Raw genomic sequence first — 20,307 nt, 5'->3', positions numbered from 1 at the left:
CCCTCCAGGTGAGCCCCGCGATTCTCCGTCCACCCGCCCAAGCCCCTCGGGGGCGGGACGTCCGACGTGCGGAAGTCGCCGCGCGCCCCACCGCCTGAATCCACCCTCCGGTGAGCCTTCAAATACAGACGCGCGGGGTTTCAAAAGACATCCTCCCCGCCAAGTCAGACAAGTCCACCCCCATTGACACACTTGTTTTCCCTGTTACTGTCTGACCATCACACGAATCAAACCTTCGCGTGAATCACTCAGCGGCTGTGGCGAACGGTCGGCGGTTCCATCTTCGCTCGCAAAACCCCGGCGGCCCTCCGGGTCTCACCATCCACACCAATCACAGACACGCCCGGCGGGCGTGCTCGGCGGAGTCTTGTCTTGGGCAAGCTGGGAGGCACATTGGAGCTGGTCCGCAGGCGTCTGGATGAGTTCATCCGGAACGCGGAGGCGGCGCCCCGGCAGGAGCCCTGGGTGGTGCTCTCCAACCTGACGGACAATCAAGGCAGTCCCGCGGCCCCCGCGCGCGACGCGGTGGTGATGTTCCTGGCGAACATCCGGCACGAGACCATCGTCAGCACGTACAACCGCAACGTCCCCGTGTCCGCCGACACGTACGGCATCGTCGCGCCGCCGCTCTACATCGACCTCTTCGTCCTGCTGTACGCCAACTTCGAGGACCAGGCGTACCCCGTGGGGCTGGAGGCCATCTCCCACGTCATCAGCTTCTTCCAGCAGACGCCGTGGTTCACCCAGCAGAGCCTGCCGGGGTTGGACCCGGACATCGACAAGCTCACCTTCGAGTTCGTCGACCTGGACCTGCTGGGCCTCAACCACCTGATGGGGCTCGCGGGTGTGAAGTACCTGCCGTCCGTCTTCTACAAGGTCCGGATGATTCCCTACCGGGGCGAGGCCCAGCAGGCCCAGGTGCCCGCGGCCAAGGGCGTCGAGGCGCCCGGCCAGCCCGAGGCGGTCCTGCCATGAGCCGCTTCCGACGCGCCAACGAGCGGGCCCTGCGCGGCCCCCTGAGGCCCGGGGAGCTCGCGCGGCGCCACATCCCCAAGGGCCTGGCAGCGCCAGAGCCGCTCGAGGACGTCACGCTGCCGCGTCGCTACACCTTCGAGCGGCTCTTGAGCGTGGACCTGCGGCACACCTACTTCAATCGCTCCGAGGGCCGCTGCCCGGCCCTGGTCTGCCGGCCCACGTCCGCCACGGCGGCGCTGCTCAGGGACCTGGGCCTCATCTTCCGCGACGAGGGCACCTCCTTCACCGTCCTCTACGACTACAACCGCCGCGCGCAGCTGCTCAAGGCGATGGAGCGCCGCGAGAAGTTGGGCCAGTGGACGTGGCTGTCCTTCGTGCTCGTCCCGGACACGCCCTACTTCGTCAACTTCACGGACCTGCCCAGCGACTTCCAGCCCACGGAGGTCAACCTCTACTTCAACAACCTCCAGGCCCACTTCGCCGGCGAGCAGCCCTCCCCCGAGGACCAGGAGCTCCACTGCGCGGGCACCGCGTCGCTCCCCGTCCTCATCAACCCGGGCGAGCAGGTCACGGAGGCCAGCCGGCAGCGCGTGGTGCAGGTGCAGGTGCAGGTGCCGCTCCTGCCGGGGGCGGACGAGGTCGTCCTGCTGGACCTCTCCGGCGCCGAGGTCCTGTGCAGGCCCTGCAGCATTCCGGTGGCCCTGCTCCAGAAGCAGTCCCCCTCGCGAATCACCTGCGAGGAGGTGCGCGCGACGCGAGGGCTCAAGGGCCCCGAGCAGCGCGTGGGCGACTTCCTCTACCTGGACCTCTCCGCCCTGCCCGAGGGCATCTACACCGTGCGCCAGCTCGACGCCGCCGGCGCGACGCTGCACCAGGGCACCATCCTCTACACCCAGGCGTACCCGACGCCGCTGGCCTTCCTCGACCTGGTGCTGTCCAAGCCGAACCCCGGCGACGTGGGCCTGTATCCCTTGTGTGACTTGTCCCTGGGCGCGGAGAAGACGCGCATCGTCCCGCTGCGGGCGGAGCTGCGCTTCGAGCGACGGAGCACCCGCTGGTGCTACTACGTCGTGCCGCCCCGGGGCGTCCGCTACGACGTGCTGCGGCTGCTCGACGTGAGCTCGCCCCAGCCCGTCACCTTCTCCGGCCCGGTGCCCGTCACCGTCGCCGGAGCGGGTGACGCCTATCTCTTCGTCACGGACCAGGAGCTGCCGCTCCAGGAGGTCCCCGACCAGCTCTTCGAGCTCACGGGGAGCCGGGCCAAGGGCGCCTTCGAGAGCACGCTGATGTCCAACGTGCCGGTGGCCTCGCCCGCGATGGTGCTGCCCCGCGTGGGCCCCCCTCCCGGTGTCCCGCGCGCCACCCGTCCCTCGGGCCAGCGCCGAGCGCCCCAGCCCTCGCCGCTCGAGCAGCGGGACTACTCGGACATCTACCTGAACCTCTGAACCCCGAAGCCCACCCACGCAGCGAAGAGAGGACCCGATGTCCATCAGGCAAGCCCGTAAAACCCCCGGCGTCTATGTCACCGAGCTGGACGCCTTCCCGCCTTCCGTCGTCGGCATCCAGACGGCGGTGCCCGCCTTCATCGGCTACACCCAGACGGCGACGCTCAGCGGCAAGCCCATCCCCAACAAGCCCATCCGCATCGGCTCGCTGGCGGACTACGAGCAGATTTTCGGCGGGGCGCCGGACCCGACGTTCGACCTCACCGAGGTCACCGACACCGCCAAGCAGAAGTCGGGCGACTACGACTTCAAGGTGTATGACAGCGGCGCGACGCCCGGCTGGAAGTACTACGACCTCATCCCCGCGGTGAGCACCAAGTACGTCCTCTTCAACAGCCTGCGCCTGTTCTACGCCAACGGCGGCGGCAGCGCGTACATCGTCTCCGTCGGCGACTACACGAGCGCGCTGGACCCGGCCACGCTCGTCGGCGGCCTGGCGGTCATCGCCGAGCAGGTGGGCCCCACCATGCTCGTGGTGCCGGACGCGGTGAACCTGGCGGCGCTGGCGGACTACGGGACGGTCGCCACCGCGATGCTGGCCCAGTGCGGCGCGCTTCAGGACCGCGTGGCCGTGCTGGACGTGTATGGCTCCGCCACCGTCACCCAGGCCACCCTGTCCACCGTCATCTCCGACTACCGGGGCGTGCTGGGCAGCAAGTTCCTCAACTACGGGATGACCTACTTCCCCTTCCTGCACACCACGGTGCAGGAGGTGAGCGACTTCGACTACACCAACATCAAGACGGAGGCGACGCTCAAGTCCATCCTGCTGCTGGAGAGCGCCAACCTCTACGCCAACGCCGCCGCGCGCAAGACGGCCGTGGACGCGGACATCGCCAAGATTGGCACCGTCACGACGCCCGAGGACATCCTCGCGCTGAACCAGAACCTCACCGCCGCGCTGCCGCTCCTCACGGACATGCTGCGCATCATCACCAGCAAGGACGACGTGCTGCCGTCCAGCGGCGCCATGGCGGGCATCTACACCTGGAACGATGCCAACCGGGGCGTGTGGAACGCGCCGGCCAACGTCAGCCTCACCGGCGTCACCAGCACCACGTTCAAGCTCAACAACGAGCAGCAGGCGGACCTCAACGTCCCGGTGGACGGCAAGGCCGTCAACGCCGTGCGCGAGTTCGTGGGCCGGGGCTCCGTCGTCTGGGGCGCGCGCACGCTGGACGGCAACAGCAATGACTGGCGCTACATCCAGGTGCGCCGCACCCTCACCTACGCCGAGCAGTCCATCAAGGCCGCGTTGGACCGCTTCGTCTTCGCCGCCAACGACGGCAACACCTGGGCGTCGGTCACCTCCATGGTGTCCAGCTTCCTGCAGGGCCTGTGGTCCCAGGGAGGCCTGCTGGGCGCCACCGCGTCGGATGCGTTCAGCGTGGAGTGTGGCCTGGGCAGCACCATGACGGCGCAGGACGTGCTGGAGGGCTACATGGTCGTCCAGGTCACCCTGCAGATGATCCGCCCGGCGGAGTTCATCGAGCTGACCTTCAAGCAGAAGATGGAAGGCGCCAGCGCGTAGCGCCCGCCCGGACTTCGACGACTGATTCCACCCTTCACGAGTTCAACGAGGAGCCGCCATGGCAGGAGAAGTCCAAAACGATATCTGGCCGTTGCCGAAATTCTATTTCTCCGTCCAGTTGGGGGACGACACGTCCGTCAGCTTCCAGGAAGTAGATGGCCTGGAGACGGAGACGCAGGTCATCGAGTACCGGCACGGCAACAACCCCAGCTTCTTTCCCATCAAGATGCCGGGCCTGGGCAAGGTCGGCAACGTGAAGCTGCGCAAGGGCATCTTCATCAACGATGCCCGCTTCTGGGATTGGTACAACGAAATCAAGATGAACACGATTACCCGGCGGACGGTCATCATCAGTCTGCTGGATGAGAAGGGCGCGCCGAAGATGACGTGGACCCTGAACAACGCGTGGCCCACGAAGCTCTCCGGCACGGACCTCAAGTCGGAAGGCAACGAGGTCGCCGTGGAGTCGCTCGAGGTCGCCTTCGAGACGCTCGTCGTCGCCGCGCCGTAATCACAGCCATCGCCATGTCCGAACCCTACTACCCGCCCGGCGCGTTCTACTTCAGCGTCTCCGTCCTCGGCTCCGCGACCCTGCTCGCGGCGGCGAGCGATTTGGACGCCTCGTTCCAGGAGATTTCGGGCATCGAGGCCCGCTGGGACACGGAGGACGTCACGGAAGGGGGCGAGAATCGCTTCACGCACAAGCTGCCCAAGGCCGCCAAGTACTCCAACCTGGTGCTCAAGCGGGGCGTGGTGACGCGGGACTCGTTCCTGGCGGAGTGGTTCGGACAGAGCGTGGGTTCGGGGCTGTCATTGCCGCTGTTGCCACAGAACATCCTCGTGCTGCTGCTCAACGAGGATGGCCTTCCACTGGTGGCGTGGGGCTTCATCAACGCCTGGCCGCTGCGCTGGGAGGTGTCCCCGATGAGCTCCACGGAGAACCGCATCCTCACGGAGTCGCTGGAGCTGTCCTACAACTACTTCGAGCGCGTGAATCTGGGCAGCCCGGCCTCTGTGGCCATCAAGCTGGCCCAGCTCACGTCCCGGCTGATGTGAGGCGCGCGCCATGCCCCTGGAAGTCAACGAGGTCGGCATCCAGATGAGCGTGCGGGGCGGCTCCGGCGAGGCGATTCCGGAGACGCCCAGCACGCCCGTGGGCGACTGCGGCTGCGACGACGAGAAGCAGGCGCACCAGAAGGTGGTGGAGGACTGCGTGCGCCGCGTCCTCCAAATCTTGAAGGCGCGACAGGAGCGGTAGCGATGGGGTTCTCCGGCAGCCTCGAGAAGATGAACGTCATCGCCTACCAGAAGTCCGACTTCACGTCGGAGGTCGGCCGCTACACCGTGTACATCAACCCGGCGTCGTACTCGCACACGTACTGCGTCAAGTACAATGACAACCAGACGCAGGGCAGCCCCGGAGGTTCACCGGACTTCAACCGGATTCCCGCGGACACGGTGGAGCTGGAGCTGGTGTTCGACGGCACCGGCGTGGTGCCCAGTCCACTGCCGGGGCTGATGCCTTTCACCGACGACGGCATCGCCGAGCAGGTGGCGAAGTTCAAGAAGCTGGTCTTCACCTACAACGGGAACATCCACAGCCCCAATTATCTCAAGATGTCGTGGGGCACCTTCCTGTTCAAGTGCAAGCTGTCCAAGCTGAGCATGACGTACACGCTGTTCAAGCCGGATGGCACGCCGCTGCGCGCGCGGGCCAAGGGGACGTTCCTTGGCTACAACGACGAGGTGGAGCTGGCGCTCCAGGCGAGGATGAGCTCGCCGGACCTGACGCACGTGCGCACGGTGCAGGCGGGAGACACGCTGCCGCTGATGTGCTTCCGCATCTACGGCACCAGCGCGCTGTATCTCGAGGTGGCACGGGTCAACGGGCTGTCCGACTTCCGGCGGCTCACCGTGGGCTCGAAGCTGCTGTTTCCTCCGCTGAAGGAGACCCAGGCATGACCCCGCCCTTTCCGGAGAAGAACGAAGGGGCGCTGGCGACGTTCACGATTGAGTCGAACGGCACCGTCATCCCCAAGACGTACCAGGTCATCAGCGTGGACACGTGGCTGGGCGTCAACAAGCTGCCGCGCGCGAAGCTGGTGTTGTTCGACGGCAGCGCGTCCACGGGCCTGTTCCCCATCAGCAGCAAGGACACCTTCATCCCCGGGGCCAAGGTGCTCATCTCCGCCGGCTACGACGGGGAGAACACGCGCATCTTCCAGGGCATCGTCTGCCGGCAGGGGCTCGAAATCGACCAGTCCTCCGGCTCCAAGCTGGTGGTGGAGCTGACCGACGAGGCGATGAAGATGACGCTGGAGCGCAAGAGCGGCTTCTTCGAGAAGGTGAAGGACAGCGCGCTCATCAAGACGCTGCTGACGCGCAACGGGCTGTCCGGCGACGTCACCGCCACGACGGCCGTGCACGACGAAATCGTCCAGTACTACGCCACCGACTGGGACTTGATGGTGACGCGGGCGCAGCTCAACGGCCTGGTCGTCATGGCGGACGGCGGCGAGGTGACGGTGGCGGAGCCCAAGACTTCGCAGACGCCCGTGCTGAACCTCACCTATGGCCGCTCCATCCTGGACCTCCAGGTGGAGATGGACGCCACCACCCAGTTCGACGCGTCCGCCATCAAGGGCTACACCTGGGACGCGGGCGCGCAGAAGCTCATCGAGTCCGGCCCGCGAAGCGTCTCCGTGAAGGAGCAGGGCAACGTCACCTCCGCCCAGCTCGCACAGGTGTTCGGCGCGAAGAAGTTCGCGCTCCAGACGGGCGCGGAGTTGCAGCCCGCGGACCTCCAGGACTGGGCCTCCGCGGAGCTGCTGATGTCGAAGCTCGCGAAGATTCGCGGCTCGGTGCGCTTCCACGGCAGCGCGCTGGCGCAGGTGGGGAAGATGCTGGAGTTGGGGGGCGTGGGGCCGCGCTTCAATGGCGCCGCCTTCATCAGCGCCGTGCATCACCACATCGAGGACGGGCGTTGGATGACGTCGGCGGACTTCGGCCTGTCGCCGCGCTGGTTCACCGCGGAGAACCCGGACATCGCGGCGCCGGACGCGGCCGGACAGCTTCCGCCGATAAAAGGACTGCAGACGGGCGTGGTCAAGCAGGTGGCCAAGGACCCCGGCGGCGAGCTGCGCGTGCTGGTGGGGCTGCCGCTGCTCCAGGAGCCGAGCAAGGGCGTGTGGGCGCGGCTGGGGACGTTCTACGCGTCCAGCGGCGTGGGCGCGCTGTTCTACCCGGAGGTCGGCGACGAGGTGGTGGTGGGCTTCATGAACGAAGACCCGCGCCACGCGGTCATCCTCGGCTCCGTGTACAGCAAGCAGCGCGCGCCGGCGTATCCCCCGGACGAGAAGAACACGCGCAAGGCCGTCGTCACGCGGTCCAAGCTGGAGCTGTCGTTCGATGACGAGAAGAAGGTCATCGTCATCAAGACGCCCGGCAATCACATCGTGAAGCTGGACGACACGTCCGGCGCCATCTCCATTCAAGACAGCAACGGCAACACCGTGTCCCTGTCCAAGGGCGGCATCGCCCTGGACAGTGCCAAGGACGTGAAAATCACCGCCAAGGGAAACGTGGCGGTGAAGGCCGGCGCCAACCTGACGCTGGAAGCCACGGGCAATGTCTCCGTGAGCGGCAAGCAGGTGGCGAACAAGGCGTCCGTGAGCTTCTCCGCCAGCGGCAATACCCAGACCGAGGTGAAGTCCGGTGGAATCCTCACCGTCCGCGGCTCGCTGGTGAAAATCAACTGAGCGCTGTCCCCGAAAGGTGCGCCCCATGCCTCCCGCCGCCCGCGTCACGGACTTCCATCAGTGCCCGATGACAACCCCCGTGGGCCCCGTGCAGGTGCCTCACGTCGGAGGCCCCATCGCCGGCCCCGGCGCTCCCACGGTGCTGATTGGCGGGCTGCCCGCCGCCAAGGTCGGCGACGTGGCCATCTGCGTGGGGCCACCGGACGCGGTGATGAAGGGCTCCACGACGGTGAAGGTGATGGGACTTCCCGCCGCGCGGCTCGGGGACAAGACGGCCCACGGCGGCACCATCCTCGTGGGGTTTCCCACGGTGATGATTGGAGGGTGAGCCACCATGGAGAACCAGCCCCCCTCCTTCCTCGGTACCGGGTGGAGCTTTCCACCCACCTTCTCCCGGCGCACCGGCGGCCTGCTCATGGTCAGCGATGACCAGGACATCCGCGAGAGCCTCTGGGTGCTCTTGTCCACCTCGCTGGGCGAGCGGATGATGCTCCCCAACTATGGCTGCGAGCTGCGGCAGATGGTCTTCCGCAGCATCAACACCACGCTGACGCGGCAGATCCAGGACTACGTCCAGCAGGCCATCCTCTACTGGGAGCCGCGCATCGCCGTGGACGCGGTGACGGTGCAGCGGGATGCGTCGGTGGATGGGATGCTGTCCATCACCATCTCGTACATCGTCACGCAGACGAACACGCGCAGCAACCTCGTCTACCCCTTCTATCTCCAGGAGGGCAGCATCCCGGTGCAGGGGCCCTAGCCCATGGCCCCGCGCGATACGAAGGTCGCCATCAACGATGCGCCCAGCCAACTGGGACGCTGGCTGCGCGCCCTGGAAGCGGGCCATGCGCCGGTGGACGGGCGCACGCGCTCGGAGCTGCTCGACTTCGCGCCCCGCTTCGGCGCGCTCATCTACTTCTACGATTTGAAGAACACGCGGGACGGAGACTGGGCGGAGTTCTTCCTCGCGGACCCGGTGATGGTGCTCGCCTCCATCGACGCGCTGGACGCGAGCGCGGTGGAGGACCGCTTCCTCGTCACCGTGCGCGAGGTGGACGCGGCTCGCGCCTTCGAGCGCTCCTTCTCCACGCTCTCGGACGCGTTCCAGCTCGTTCTCGGCCTGGCCCGTCGCTTCGACCTCTGGTTGAGGGGCACGGGCCTGGGCGCGCAGGGCGAGCTGTCCCGGTTGCTCGGCCAGGGCCTGGTCAGCGCCGTGGAGGGGCCGCTGTCCGTGGCGCTGCGCGCGCTGGTGAGCGCGGCGAAGGGCGCGGGGCTGCCCCAGGCACTCGGTCGAGCGGTGCGACTGGACACGGAGGGCATGCTGCCCATCTGGGGGCTGGAGGACCTGCCCGCGGACGGCGCCAGCTACAAGGGCGCCTCCAAGGAAGCGCGGGCGCGCGCGGCGGCGGCGAGACTGGAGCCGTTGCTCGACCCGTTCCTCGATGCGCTGTCGCGACTCCAGGGCCTCACGGCGACGCTGCTGCCCACGGCGCTGGCGACAGGAAACCACCCGCCGCACCTGGCGCTGTACATGTCCTTCGTGCAGCTCTTCCGCACCGCGCAGGACACCGTCAACACGGTGTCGGGCCGATACGCCGGCTTCTATCACCGCGACGTGCTGCGCCTTCAACACCGCGCCGCGCTCCCCGACAGCACGTACCTCACCTTCACCCTCGCCGAGGACGAGGAGGTGAGCGAGGCACTCGTCCCTCGGGGCACGCTGTTCCCCGCGGGCAAGCGGCCGGATGGGCAGGACATCCTCTTCGCCTCGGACACGTCGGTGGGCGTCACGCCGGCCACGGTGGCCCGGCGCCTGGCGCTGCGCGTGCTGAGCGGGCCCCTGCTGCCGTTGGCCTCTCCGCTAGGGGACGAGGAGGACGCGCTCACCGTCGTCCAGCAGGTGCTCTCCTCGGAGATGCCGCTGGAGCCGGAGCAGACCGACGCGGAGTCGTCCTCCGACGAGCGGCTTCCCGGCTGGGCGACGTTCGGCGCCGTGCGCACGGGCATGACGCCCACCACCGTCACCGTGCCCGCGACGCTCGGCTTCGCGCTCGCGTCTCGCTACCTGCTGCTGACGGGTGGCACTCGCGAGGTGACGCTGGAGGTTCCACTCGCGCCGGCCTCCGCGAAGCGCCTGGGCACGCTGCTGACGGCGCTCGCCTCGGCGACAGGGCTGGATGAGCGGAGCGTGCTCCGCCAGGTGCTGCAAGAGTCCTTCACACTCCAGGTCTCCACCGCGGACGGCTGGCTGACGGTGGAGAATTACGAGCCCGTCCTCCCGCCTCTACCCCCTCGGGGCGAGGTCGAGCCGCGACTGAGTGGCTTCGGGCTCTGGTTCAAGCTGACGCCCTCCGCGCCCTCCGTGGTGCCCAATGGCACCGGCCCCACTCCGGACCTGCCCACGCTCCGGGCCTTCCTGAAGTCCGAGCCCGTCCTGCTGAAGGGCGACGTAGAGGTCCATCCCGTGTCGCTGCTGGACGCGGTGGACTTCTCCACGCTCGAATTGCACGTGCGGGTGTCCGACCTGTCCGGCGTGAGCGTGGAGAACACGCAGGGCGAGGTGGACCCGAACGTGCCCTGGCCCCTGTTCGGCTCGGAACCCGTCGTCGGCTCCTACGTGCGAATCCGCCACACGGAGCTGTTCGTCAAGCAGCCCGACACCCTGCGCCTCTCGCTGGACTGGTTCAACCTGCCCTCCAACAAGGATGGGTTTCACGGTTACTACCGTGACTATGTGGTGGGACCGGACGGCAAGCCCACGGCCGACCTCTTCGACAACCAGAGCTTCCTCGCGGACCTGCGCGTGCTCCAGCCTGGCTCCTGGATGTTGCAACCGCTGATGTCGCCGCTCTCCCCGGTGACGTCGCTGGAGGACGCGGAGGACTGGGACACCGTGCGCGGCTATCTCTTCCGCACGAAGGACGACTGCGCCAATCCCACGCCCACGGTGAGGGGCGAGCTGTGCAAGGACACGGTGTTGGAGCAGTTCGACATCAGCCCCAGCACACCGCCCGACTACTACGACCCCGCCACCAGCGCGCTGGAGCTGCGGCTGGCCGCGCCGTCGTATGCCTTCGGTGACTCGCTCTACACCCTCAACGTCTTGAACGCGGTGCTGGCCGAGCTCCCGGACCCGCTCGACCAGAGTCCCCTGAGCCCGCTGGAGCCCAAGGACCTCAAGTACCCCAATCCTCCGTGGCTGCCCCAGCTCCAGAAGCTGAGCCTCCACTACTCGGCGCGCTGCACGCTGGAGGACATGCGCTTCTTCCACCTGCTGCCCTTCGAGGGCTTCAAGCAGGTGACGCCCGAGGCGCGGCGCCCCCTGTCGCTGCTGCCGCGTTTCAAGGCGCCGGCCAACCTGTTCCTCGGCTTCACGGGGCTGGACACGGCGCAGACGCTCACGCTGCTGTTCCAGTTGAGCGGCACCTTCCTGGGAGAGGGCACGCCGCCCGTCGTGCGGTGGGACCTGCTCACTGCGGCGGGGTGGAACGCGCTCGCGCCTTCGCAGGTCCTCTTCGATACGACGGGAGGCTTCCAGGGCACGGGCATCCTCGCGTTGAGCCTTCCGGCCTTCAGCTCCGCGGAGAGCACGCTGATGCCCTCCGGCGGTGAGGAGTCGGAGCTTCAGTGGGTGCGCGCCTCGGTGGCGGACGACGCGGAGGCGTTTCCCCGGACGCTCGACGTCATCCCGCATGCGTTGCTTTCCACGCGGCAGGAGCCCGGCGTGGACGTGGAGACGCCCGTTCCGGCCGGGAGCATCACCCTCTCCGTGCAGGAGCTGCCCGACATCGGCGGAATCTCCCAGCCGATGCCGTCCTTCGGCGGACGTCCGCCGGAGACGTCTCGCACCTTCGAGGCCCGCGCCTCCGAGCGGCTGCGGCACAAGGAGCGCGCCGTGCTCGCGTGGGACTACGAGCGCCTGGTGCTGGAGCGCTTCCCCTCCATCTGGAAGGTGAAGGCCCTGCCGGCCCACGCGCCACTCCAGTCCGGCGTGCCTGGCGCTGTGCTCGTCGTCGTGGTGCCCGGAAGGGATGGGACGACGTCGGCGGACGCCACGGTGCCGCAAGTCACGTCGGACATGCTGGAGCGCATCCAGGGCTATCTCCAGGAGCGCGCCAGTCCCTTCGCCCGGATTCGCGTCGTCAATCCCATCTACGTGCGCGTCACGGTGAAGGCCCTGGTGGACTTCCGCGGGGGTGAGGACGTCGGCGCGAGCATCGACCAGTTGGACCGCGAGCTCGTGGAGTACCTGTCGCCCTGGTACCAAGACGCGTCGCGCGCCACGCGGCAGGGACAGTACGCGTCCGAGGCGGACATCTCCGACTTCATCCAGACGCGGCCCTATGTCCAGGCGCTGCTGTCGCTGGAGCTCGGGCACACGCCGCCGCCCGAGGCGCTGGAGTCCGACTGGTACTTCCTCACCTCCGCCACGCGGCATGAGCTGCAAGCCGCCGGTGCGCCCGCCGCCGAGCCCCTGGCGGAAGGCTACTGAGCCCCTTCGTCTTCGTGGAGCCCCCCATGGCAGAGCCCGTCACCGTCACCGCCGAGCCGCCCGCGAACGTGGGCCTGAACTACGTGGCCCTCAAGGAAGAGGGCACCGCGCTCATCCAGCAGCTCTCCGGAAACATCTGGACGGACTACAACGAGACCGACCCGGGCGTCACCACGCTGGAGCAGCTCTGCTACGCGCTCACGGAGCTGTCCTACCGGGCCTCGTTTCCCCTCGCGGACCTGCTGCTGGACCCGGTGACGGGCCTCATCGACCCGGCGCGACAGGGGCTCTTCCCCGCGCGCGACATCCTCCCGTGCAACCCGGTGACGGAGCGCGACTACCGCAAGCTCCTCATCGACCGCGTGCCCACCGTCGGCAACGTCTGGCTCACGCCCGTCACGTCCGGTGAGGTGCAGGGACTCTATGACCTGGGCATCTACGCACCGGGCCAGCACGACTGCGCCACCGACGAGCGCTCCCCCGAGGCCATCATCGACGCCGTCCGCCGCGTCTACCACCGGCACCGCGGGCTGTGCGAGGACCTGCGGGACATCACCGTGTTGGAGAACGTGGAGGCCATCGTCTCCGCCGACGCGAGCATCGACGAGAGCCGCACACCCGAGCTCATCCTCGCCGGGCTGTTCTTCGACATCGGGAACTTCCTCGCGCCGGAGCCTCGCCGTGAGTCGCTGAAGTCCCTGCTCGACGAGGGCCGCACGACGGACGAAATCTTCGAGGGACCGCTGCTCCAGAACGGCTTCATCGCCGACGCGGAGCTTCAACCCAAGGCGACCTCCATCTCCCTCCAGGACCTCACGCGGGTGATGGTCCAGACGCCGGGCGTCACCAGCGTCCGCAACGTGAGCCTCCGCGCGAACGACGCGGTGGCGGTGGGACCGGACGGCTCGCTTCCCGTCGCGTTGAATCAGGTGCTCGTCCTGGACACGGCGACGGACGCGAAGCGGGGCGGATTCACCATCCGCCTGTTCCGCAATGGCGTCGAGGTGAAGCCCCAGCCCGCGCGCGTGCGACGGGAGCTGGAGCGCCTGTGGGCCGAGCAGCGCCGCACGTATCCCCTGGCGCCGCAGTACGACGAGTACCTCGCCATGCCCCGAGGTCAGCGCCAGGACTTCCGAAGCTACACCTCCATCCAGACGCAGTACCCGATGGTCTACGGCATCGGCTCGGCGGGGCTTCCCGAAGCAGCGCCCCTCGCACGCCAGGGACAGGCGCGGCAGCTCAAGGGCTACCTGCTCGTCTTCGAGCAGCTCCTCGCGGACTTCTTCGCTCAGCTCTCGCGCGTCCGGGACTTGTTCTCCGGCGATTCGGAGCTGCGCCGCACGTACTTCTCGCAGTCGCTCGCCGACTCCGTCCCCGACGTGGAGGCGCTGCTCAAGCGGGAGGCTCCTGGCGAGGACTCGTCGGGCTATGAGCGCGGCTTGAGGGAGCTGGTCGCCAGCCAGGACCCCGTCACCGAGCGCCGCAACCGGTTCCTCGATGTCCTGCTCGCGCTGTGCGCGGAGGGACTCGAGGACGACGCGGTGGCGGACGTCGCCTGGGAGGGGAGTCCGCAGGCGCTGCAGTCAGAGCGATTGATGGAGGCGAAGCTCGCGCTGCTCCATCACCTGGTCCAGAGCACGCACGGACGCGGACGCGGCTTCGACTACCTGGAGCGACCGGGCCCCGGGAATGTCGCGGGCATGGCCATCAAGAGCCGCATCCAGCTTGGGATGCACGAGGCGGATGCACGGCCGCTCATCGACACCCTGGACGAGCACGGACTCGACCTCTCGGACTCGGGTGAGCCCGCGCCAGAGGGACGCGCGCTGGCTCGGCATGTGGACACCATCGAGGAGCGCTTCTCGAGCGTCGCATCCCTGCCCGCTCCGGAGAGTCCGTCCGCCTCCCCGTTGAGAGCACAGGCGGTGAGCGGTGCCTTCCTTGGGGCCGCGGGCGCATTGGAGAACTTCCGCGTGGGGACGTTGCCGGGCGAGTCCTCCGTGGCGCTGGTGTGCAAGGCGCCTTCCGAGAAAGGGTGGCATCTGGCGGGGAAGTTCCCGGACACCGGCAGCGCCGTGGCCCGCGCGCATGCGCTGGTCGACCAGGTGGCTACGCTCAACCGGCAGCGCTCGCAGCTCTACATCGTGGAGCACCTGCTGCTGCGGTCCGCGCGTCGCGACGGCGAGGATGCGTTTCCCTACAGCTTCACGGTGACGGCGGTCATCTCCACGGCGACGCGGCAGTGGAGTGACTCGGAGTTCCAGACCTTCGCTCGCGAGGTCATCCGGAGCAACGCGCCCGCGCTCGTGGTGGCGGACTGCTTGTTCCTCGGCCCTTCGCGCATGGCTCGCTTCGAGCGGCTCTATTGGGCCTGGAGGAACGCGCTTCGCCAGGAGGAGGGGCTGGCCACGGCATCGGCTCGACTGCGGGACTTCCTGGAGGCCGCGACGCGCGAGTCCGAGGTGGCTCCCGCATGACGGGCTCGCGGCACCACATCCGGAAGCAGACGCTCCACGTGGAGCTGGAGTCCGAGGCCCAGGCGCTGGAGCTTCAACCTCGACTGAGCGACTTCAACCGGCGACGCCTGCTGGCCATCATCGAGCAGGTGTTCGACGCGGTGGATATTCCGGGCCTGCACCTGCGCATCGACCGGCTGGATGTGGACCTGGGGACGGTGCCTCTCGACAATTTCGAGCAGGTGGTGGAAGAGCGGCTCACCGCCCGGCTGCGCGAGGTCGTGGAGCAGGCGGTGCATGCCCGACGTGTGGCGCCGCCCTCTGGGGAGCAGCCTCGGACCGAGGCGGAGGTGCGGCTGGAGTTGTTCGAGCACTACCTGCTGCACGGCACGCTGCCGTACTGGGCACCCGGTGGCGCGGGGTTCTCCTTCGGAGCCCTCTTCGCGCAGGTGGCCATGAGCGACCCCCAGGCCCTGGTTCGACTGGTCGGCACGCATGCCTCGATGGGAGACGTGCTGGACCGGCTGGTACTCCAGTTGGACCAGCGCTCCTTGGAGCGGCTCATCACGCTCCTGGAGCCGAAGCACGCGGCGCTCCTCATCGACTACATCGTCAGTCTCCAGGCGCTCCATCGGGTCAAACCCGTCGTGCCGCTGAGCGACCGCGGACTGTCGCGCCTGCTCTGGTCGCTGACGCTGACGTATCTGGTGAAGGAGGCGGGTTCACAGTTCAATCGCAAGAGCGCGCTGAAGCAGCTCCTGGAAGGCGTCGCCGAGAGTCAGGGTCTGGAGTATCCGGAGCTGCTCACCACGCTGGGCATCGGCTTGGAGCAGGTGCGCAAACGGCACCCGGTGCTGGCCTCGCTGTCCTTCGTCATCGGGGAGCTGGTGCGGGAGCTTCCTCCTCCTGTTCCGGAAGCCGCGGACGTGGAGGAGTACGACGGGGAGGAGCTGACGGTGCCAGAGACGGCATCGGCTCGCTATGAGCTGACGGAGGCGCTTCGCTACTACCTTCAGCATGGCGTGTTGCCGTGGGGCACGCTCGTGCGCATGCCGGAGCTGACGGCGGAGCGCCTCGTGGCGACGTTGCCGGAGCTGCCCCGTTCACTTCAGCGGCGGGCGCTTGCGTGGGAGCACCCTGGAGGGTCTCTGACGCGACTGATGCGCGCGGTGCGGAGGATTCCGGAGGAGACGCTGGCGAAGCTGCTCGTGCGGCTGATGCCTCCATCTGGTGATGAAGGCAGTCCGCTGCGCTCGGCGCTGCCGGTGTTCGTGGCTCGAGCGGAGGACAAGCCGCTGTTCTTCGCTCGGTTGATTTCCGCGCTCCTGGATGGGAGGCCGGTGGACCTGGAGGAGCTGGCGGCGCCTCGTGCGGGGGCGTTCGCGGAGGCTCGGAGTTCTCCTGAGGCGGAGCTGTCCCGGTGGGAGGCCCATGCGCTCAAGTCGGCGCTGGTGAGTCGGCTCCGATTTGGAGAGCAGTCGGGGCCTACCGTGGCGGCGCTGCTGGCGGCGCTGCTGGTTTCATTTCCGGAGGACACTCGACACTTCCTTCTCGCGCTGCGCGACGTGGAGGTGTTGAGGACCGCGCTGGTCGAGCAGAGCGAGCCGGAGCTGATTGAGCGGGCAATGGACCTGCTGCGTCCCCGTGAGGCGGGCACGCTGAATGCGCTGGTGCGGGCGCTGAACACTTTGCCGGAGCGGCTCCTTCCACGCGGCAGGGAGGGGGCTCGACAAGAGGTGTTTCACGAGTTGTTGCTGCTGGGGGAGACGGCTCCGCTGGCACAGGGCGCGTTCAGTCGGTTGTTGAAGCGACTGTTCGGTTCGGTGATTCCGGGTGAGGTTCATGGGGTCCTGCTTCGGACCGTCATGGTTTGGGAGGCGGCGGGACAGTTGCCGGCGAAGCAGGTTCAGGCGTTCCGTGGGGCACTGGCAGATGCGGAGCCTGCCCACGCTTCAACCGTGAGCCGTCGGCCTTCACGGGGGAATGAAGAAGCAGAGGTGTTCGCGCCATCAGTCTCCTCCGTGGATGCAGCTCTGGCTGGGGCAGCATCCGTCGGACTCCAGTCACCACCGACGGAGGAGGAGGAGCACATTCCTCCTCGGCACGTGGACGCGGTGGATTCGGAGATTACCGCGCGCGACCAGTCGCGACGCACGCACGGGATAGATGGGGAGCAACTGCCATCTCGGAGCGTGGACATGGCGGTTCCGCAATCCGCCGCGAGCCTCCAGACCTCTCGCACCTACGAAATAGAGGCGGAGCAGCCGGCTCCTCGGCTCGTGGACACGATGGCTTCGCCATCCAACCTGGGCATCGAGACTTCGCCCACGCACGAAGTCGATGCTGAACTCGTGGATGCGGGCACCTCGCCATTCAGCGTTAAGAGGGACCCTGCACGCGCGCAGGAAGAAGAGGCGGAGGGCTTTCATTCTCGGCAAGTGGATACCGAGGCCGACTCACCATCCATTGGCCTCATGCCTCCGCGCATTCAGGCAGCGAATGAGGTGCGAGACTCCGCACGACAGGTTGTCCCCTCAATCGGGGACCTCAATCCGTCACTCGCGCTCGAAGCAGCTCCTTCGTCGGCGACGTCATCATCGGGACCGGTCGAGTCATCACCTGCGAGTCGCGAGTCCGCTCTCGCGCACGAGGCAAGAGAGGGAGTCACCCCGCCGGAGCGGACGAATACGGCGCTTGTCGATCCGACACTCGTACGTCCCGGACAAGCGCGTGCGCTTGAAACAGACGCGGCACTGGCGTCCAAGGCGACGGAGGCGGCGAATCGAAACGAGTTCCATCCCACCAGCCTCGGAGCTTCTCCAGCGCCCGGCGCGAGTGCGGAACCCACCTCTCTGGCGAAGCACGGGTCCCCTACCGAGCCATTCTCCGCGAGCCTCTGGCACTCACTTTCGCCGGCGGTTGAAGAAGGCTCAGGTCATCCGAAGCAGTCCGGCGCAGACCAGGTCGAACGGCGACCCTCAACGGACTTCGGGAGTTCACGTTCGCCGGAAGCGAATGCCTCTTCCGCTTATCTGGAGCGGTCCAACGCTGCTCCAGCGGAACAGCCGCACTCCATGGACCTCAGGAGTTCACGCTCGCCAGAGGTGGATGCGCCTTCCACTCATCCGGAGTGGCCCGACGCTGTTCCAGTCGAACAATCGCCATCGACGAGCCTCGGGCATTCACGTTCGCCGGAGGTGAACTCTTCTTCCGCTCATTCGGAGCGACCCAACGCTGCCCTTACCGAACAGCAAGCCTCCACGGGCCTGGGGCATTCACAACAGCCCGAGGTGGACGAAGTCGTTCATCCGAGAAATGCCAACGCTGTTCTGGGCGCGCGGTCCCCCTCCACGCGCCCCGGGCTTTCACTCCCACCAGAGGTGCACGAAGCCTCCAGTCATCTGAAGCCGCCTGACATTGTCCAGGCCGAACAGCCTCCCTCGGCAATCCTCGAGCGTTCACGTTCGCCAGAAGTGGCCGATTCGTCCGCTCATGCAGGGCAGCCTGACACTGCCGAGGTCGAACAGTCGCCCTCCGCAAGCCTCAGGCATTCACGTTCGTCAGAAGTGACCGATGCGTCCACGCATCCATGGCAGCCTGACACTGCCCAGGCCGAACAGCCGCCCTCCGCGAGCCTTGGGTATTCACGTTCGCCAGACGCGGCTGAAGCGTCCACTCATCCGACACAACCTGACGCTGCCCAGGTCGAACAGCCGTCCTCCGTGAGCCTTGGACGTTCACGTTCGACAGAAGCGACCGCCGCGACCGCTCATCCGATTCAGCCTGACGCTACCCAGTCCGAACAGTCAGGAGAGAGCCTCGGGCGTTCACGTTCGCCAGGACTGGCCGAAGCCTCCATTCATCAGAGGCATTCCGACACTGCACCTGCCGAACAATCGCCATCCACGAGTCCCGAGCATTCACGCGGAGCCATTTCGCACGCAGTAAACACTCCGACGGAAGCAGCCCATCCAGAACTCCAAGGCGACAGGCCCGCGCGCACCTCTTCCCGCGAGGACTCACTCCTTCAGCAACCGCCAACTTCCTCAGCGCCGCACCCTCCTGGCTCCATCGCGGAGGCACCGCGTCCTCCTGTGGCCTCGCACGACCACCGCGCCCTTGCGCACGAGTCGCCACCAACAGCCACTACGGCGTCCCTCTCCTCCCCGCCTCCTCGCGACGCCTCGACCCATCCAGGCAACGAGCTATCGCCAGAGCCGAGCTCCGACGAAACGCCCGCCGCCGCCCAGTCCGCGAATCTCGCGGGACACGAAGCACGCGAGGCCCTCTTCTCGTTCCTGCTCGCGGAGAGCGCGGACCGTTACGCCGGCCTGTCAGACGATGCTTTGCTCCGCCTGCTCCAGTCCCTCCTGGATGAATCACCGGAAGTGCTCCGCGGCTTCGTCCGTCGCCATGCCCACCGCAAGCGGCTCCAGGAACACTGGGCCCGGAGCCTTCCGGACTCCGTGCTCGCGCGCTTCAGCGCCGTGCTCGCGCCCCACGTCCACGCAGCGCTCCTCTCCGCCACTGAAGTGCTCGCCGCCGCGTGGCAGGAGGTCGCTCCTCCCGGAACTCCCGCGCTCACGGAGCGGTCCGCCTTCTGGCGCTTCGTCCTGGAGCTGCTCGGCGAACGTCCTGGCGGAAGCCTCACGCTGGAACAACTCGTGTCCGCCTTCTTCGAACACTTCTCCGCGCGCCTCCACACCGCCCAGCCCGGCCACCGAGACTCGCGCAGCACCGCCGAGCGCCTCCTCGAGCGCGCCATCGAACTCGCCCGACACGAAGCCGTCCCGCGCCTCGGCGCCCTGCTCCATCAACGACGCGCGGCCCTCGTCACCGCGTGGACCACCACCACCCGCCCCGACTCGCGCCGCTCCAGCACCTCGCGCTCCCGCCCCTCGAAGAACCCCGGTCGGACCGCCTTCCGACTCGGCGAGGAGAAGCACGGCGGCACGCCCATCTACATCGACAACGCGGGCCTCGTCCTCGCCAGCCCCTTCCTCCCCCACCTCTTCCGGGAGCTCGGCCTGTCGCGCGTCGACGACACGGGAAAAACCCACCTGGACCCCGAGCCCGCCACGCGCGCGGTGCACCTGCTCCAGTACCTCGTCGACGGCCGCACCTCCGCGCCCGAGCCGCTGCTCGTCCTCAACAAAATCCTCTGCGGCCTCTCCGTCCCCACCCCCGTCCCCAGCGGCATCGACCTGACCGAGCGCGAGCAGTCCCTCTGCGACCGACTCCTCAAGGCCCTCATCGCCAACTGGACCATCATCGCCAACACCTCCGTCGCCGGCCTGCGAGAGACCTTCCTCCAACGCGAAGGCCGACTGGAGCAGCTCGACGACCGCTGGAAGCTCCAGGTGCAACGCAAGACGCTCGACGTGCTCGTCGACCAGGTCCCCTGGAGCATCTCCATCCTCACCCATCCGTGGATGCCTCAGCCCCTCTATGTCTCCTGGTAGCGCCATGGCCCTGGTGGCGGGAGGGAGCGTCGCGGTATTCGCCGCATTGACGCTGGCCCGCATCCCCGTCTGGCGCGACGACATCGCCTTGTGGGAGGCCACTCTCGAGAAGACGCCTGATCAGCCGA

Annotated in this window: 13 protein-coding genes; all 13 read left to right on the top strand. The window is 67.6% G+C overall.

What is annotated here, in order from left to right:
- Positions 1 to 372 precede the first annotated feature (372 nt).
- The 13 genes from HUW62_RS34975 to HUW62_RS34915 all read left to right on the top strand — a co-directional run bounded on the left by HUW62_RS34975 (position 373) and on the right by HUW62_RS34915 (position 20,179).
- The gene (locus HUW62_RS34975) at positions 373 to 975 is read left to right on the top strand and encodes a DUF4255 domain-containing protein (protein ID WP_163869093.1); all 603 of its coding nucleotides are present in this window, start codon (positions 373 to 375) and stop codon (positions 973 to 975) included.
- Entirely contained in the window at positions 972 to 2,420 is a 1,449-nt protein-coding gene (locus tag HUW62_RS34970; RefSeq protein ID WP_176436889.1) for a hypothetical protein, read from the top strand. Before HUW62_RS34975 ends, HUW62_RS34970 begins: the two co-directional genes overlap by 4 nt.
- 37 nt (positions 2,421 to 2,457) lie before the next feature.
- Positions 2,458 to 4,011, top strand: coding sequence for a phage tail sheath C-terminal domain-containing protein (locus tag HUW62_RS34965; protein ID WP_176436888.1), 1,554 nt, complete (start codon positions 2,458 to 2,460; stop codon positions 4,009 to 4,011).
- A gap of 91 nt (positions 4,012 to 4,102) precedes the next feature.
- Positions 4,103 to 4,522, top strand: a complete 420-nt coding sequence (locus HUW62_RS34960) for a phage tail protein (protein ID WP_240356920.1) — start codon at positions 4,103 to 4,105, stop codon at positions 4,520 to 4,522.
- A gap of 14 nt (positions 4,523 to 4,536) precedes the next feature.
- Positions 4,537 to 5,067 (top strand): phage tail protein, encoded by a 531-nt coding sequence (locus tag HUW62_RS34955; RefSeq protein WP_163869097.1) that lies wholly within the window; start codon positions 4,537 to 4,539, stop codon positions 5,065 to 5,067.
- Between the two features lie 10 nt (positions 5,068 to 5,077).
- On the top strand, positions 5,078 to 5,269 hold the full coding sequence (locus HUW62_RS34950) for a DUF5908 family protein (RefSeq protein ID WP_163869098.1): 192 nt from the start codon (positions 5,078 to 5,080) through the stop codon (positions 5,267 to 5,269).
- A 2-nt stretch (positions 5,270 to 5,271) separates the two neighbouring features.
- The gene (locus HUW62_RS34945; RefSeq protein ID WP_163869099.1) at positions 5,272 to 5,973 is read left to right on the top strand and encodes a LysM peptidoglycan-binding domain-containing protein; all 702 of its coding nucleotides are present in this window, start codon (positions 5,272 to 5,274) and stop codon (positions 5,971 to 5,973) included.
- On the top strand, positions 5,970 to 7,769 hold the full coding sequence (gene vgrG / locus HUW62_RS34940; RefSeq protein ID WP_163869100.1) for a type VI secretion system tip protein VgrG: 1,800 nt from the start codon (positions 5,970 to 5,972) through the stop codon (positions 7,767 to 7,769). Before HUW62_RS34945 ends, vgrG begins: the two co-directional genes overlap by 4 nt.
- 25 nt (positions 7,770 to 7,794) lie before the next feature.
- Entirely contained in the window at positions 7,795 to 8,097 is a 303-nt protein-coding gene (locus HUW62_RS34935) for a PAAR domain-containing protein (protein ID WP_163869101.1), read from the top strand.
- A gap of 6 nt (positions 8,098 to 8,103) precedes the next feature.
- On the top strand, positions 8,104 to 8,529 hold the full coding sequence (locus HUW62_RS34930) for a GPW/gp25 family protein (protein WP_163869102.1): 426 nt from the start codon (positions 8,104 to 8,106) through the stop codon (positions 8,527 to 8,529).
- A gap of 3 nt (positions 8,530 to 8,532) precedes the next feature.
- Complete coding sequence (locus HUW62_RS34925; protein ID WP_176436887.1) at positions 8,533 to 12,261, top strand: baseplate J/gp47 family protein; 3,729 nt, start codon at positions 8,533 to 8,535, stop codon at positions 12,259 to 12,261.
- 26 nt (positions 12,262 to 12,287) lie between these two features.
- Positions 12,288 to 14,738 carry a hypothetical protein gene (locus HUW62_RS34920; protein ID WP_176436886.1) on the top strand — a complete coding sequence of 817 codons (2,451 nt, stop codon included), beginning with the start codon at positions 12,288 to 12,290 and terminating at the stop codon, positions 14,736 to 14,738.
- Complete coding sequence (locus HUW62_RS34915; protein WP_176436885.1) at positions 14,735 to 20,179, top strand: contractile injection system tape measure protein; 5,445 nt, start codon at positions 14,735 to 14,737, stop codon at positions 20,177 to 20,179. Before HUW62_RS34920 ends, HUW62_RS34915 begins: the two co-directional genes overlap by 4 nt.
- Positions 20,180 to 20,307: the final 128 nt, after the last annotated feature.

The organism is Myxococcus sp. AM011, assembly GCF_013372595.1.
GTDB classification, from domain to species: domain Bacteria; phylum Myxococcota; class Myxococcia; order Myxococcales; family Myxococcaceae; genus Myxococcus; species Myxococcus eversor.
The sequence above is the reverse complement of the archived record's forward strand: the minus strand, read 5'-3'. Positions and strand labels throughout refer to the sequence as shown.

Excerpts from the sequence above, each read along its gene's own strand:
- HUW62_RS34965 (WP_176436888.1), top strand. The coding sequence starts at position 2,458 with ATGTCCATCAGGCAAGCCCGTAAAACCCCCGGCGTCTATGTCACCGAG.
- HUW62_RS34950 (WP_163869098.1), top strand. The coding sequence starts at position 5,078 with ATGCCCCTGGAAGTCAACGAGGTCGGCATCCAGATGAGCGTGCGGGGC.
- HUW62_RS34930 (WP_163869102.1), top strand. The coding sequence starts at position 8,104 with ATGGAGAACCAGCCCCCCTCCTTCCTCGGTACCGGGTGGAGCTTTCCA.
- HUW62_RS34925 (WP_176436887.1), top strand. The coding sequence starts at position 8,533 with ATGGCCCCGCGCGATACGAAGGTCGCCATCAACGATGCGCCCAGCCAA.
- HUW62_RS34945 (WP_163869099.1), top strand. The coding sequence starts at position 5,272 with ATGGGGTTCTCCGGCAGCCTCGAGAAGATGAACGTCATCGCCTACCAG.
- HUW62_RS34920 (WP_176436886.1), top strand. The coding sequence starts at position 12,288 with ATGGCAGAGCCCGTCACCGTCACCGCCGAGCCGCCCGCGAACGTGGGC.
- HUW62_RS34915 (WP_176436885.1), top strand. The coding sequence starts at position 14,735 with ATGACGGGCTCGCGGCACCACATCCGGAAGCAGACGCTCCACGTGGAG.
- HUW62_RS34970 (WP_176436889.1), top strand. The coding sequence starts at position 972 with ATGAGCCGCTTCCGACGCGCCAACGAGCGGGCCCTGCGCGGCCCCCTG.
- HUW62_RS34935 (WP_163869101.1), top strand. The coding sequence starts at position 7,795 with ATGCCTCCCGCCGCCCGCGTCACGGACTTCCATCAGTGCCCGATGACA.
- HUW62_RS34955 (WP_163869097.1), top strand. The coding sequence starts at position 4,537 with ATGTCCGAACCCTACTACCCGCCCGGCGCGTTCTACTTCAGCGTCTCC.
- vgrG (WP_163869100.1), top strand. The coding sequence starts at position 5,970 with ATGACCCCGCCCTTTCCGGAGAAGAACGAAGGGGCGCTGGCGACGTTC.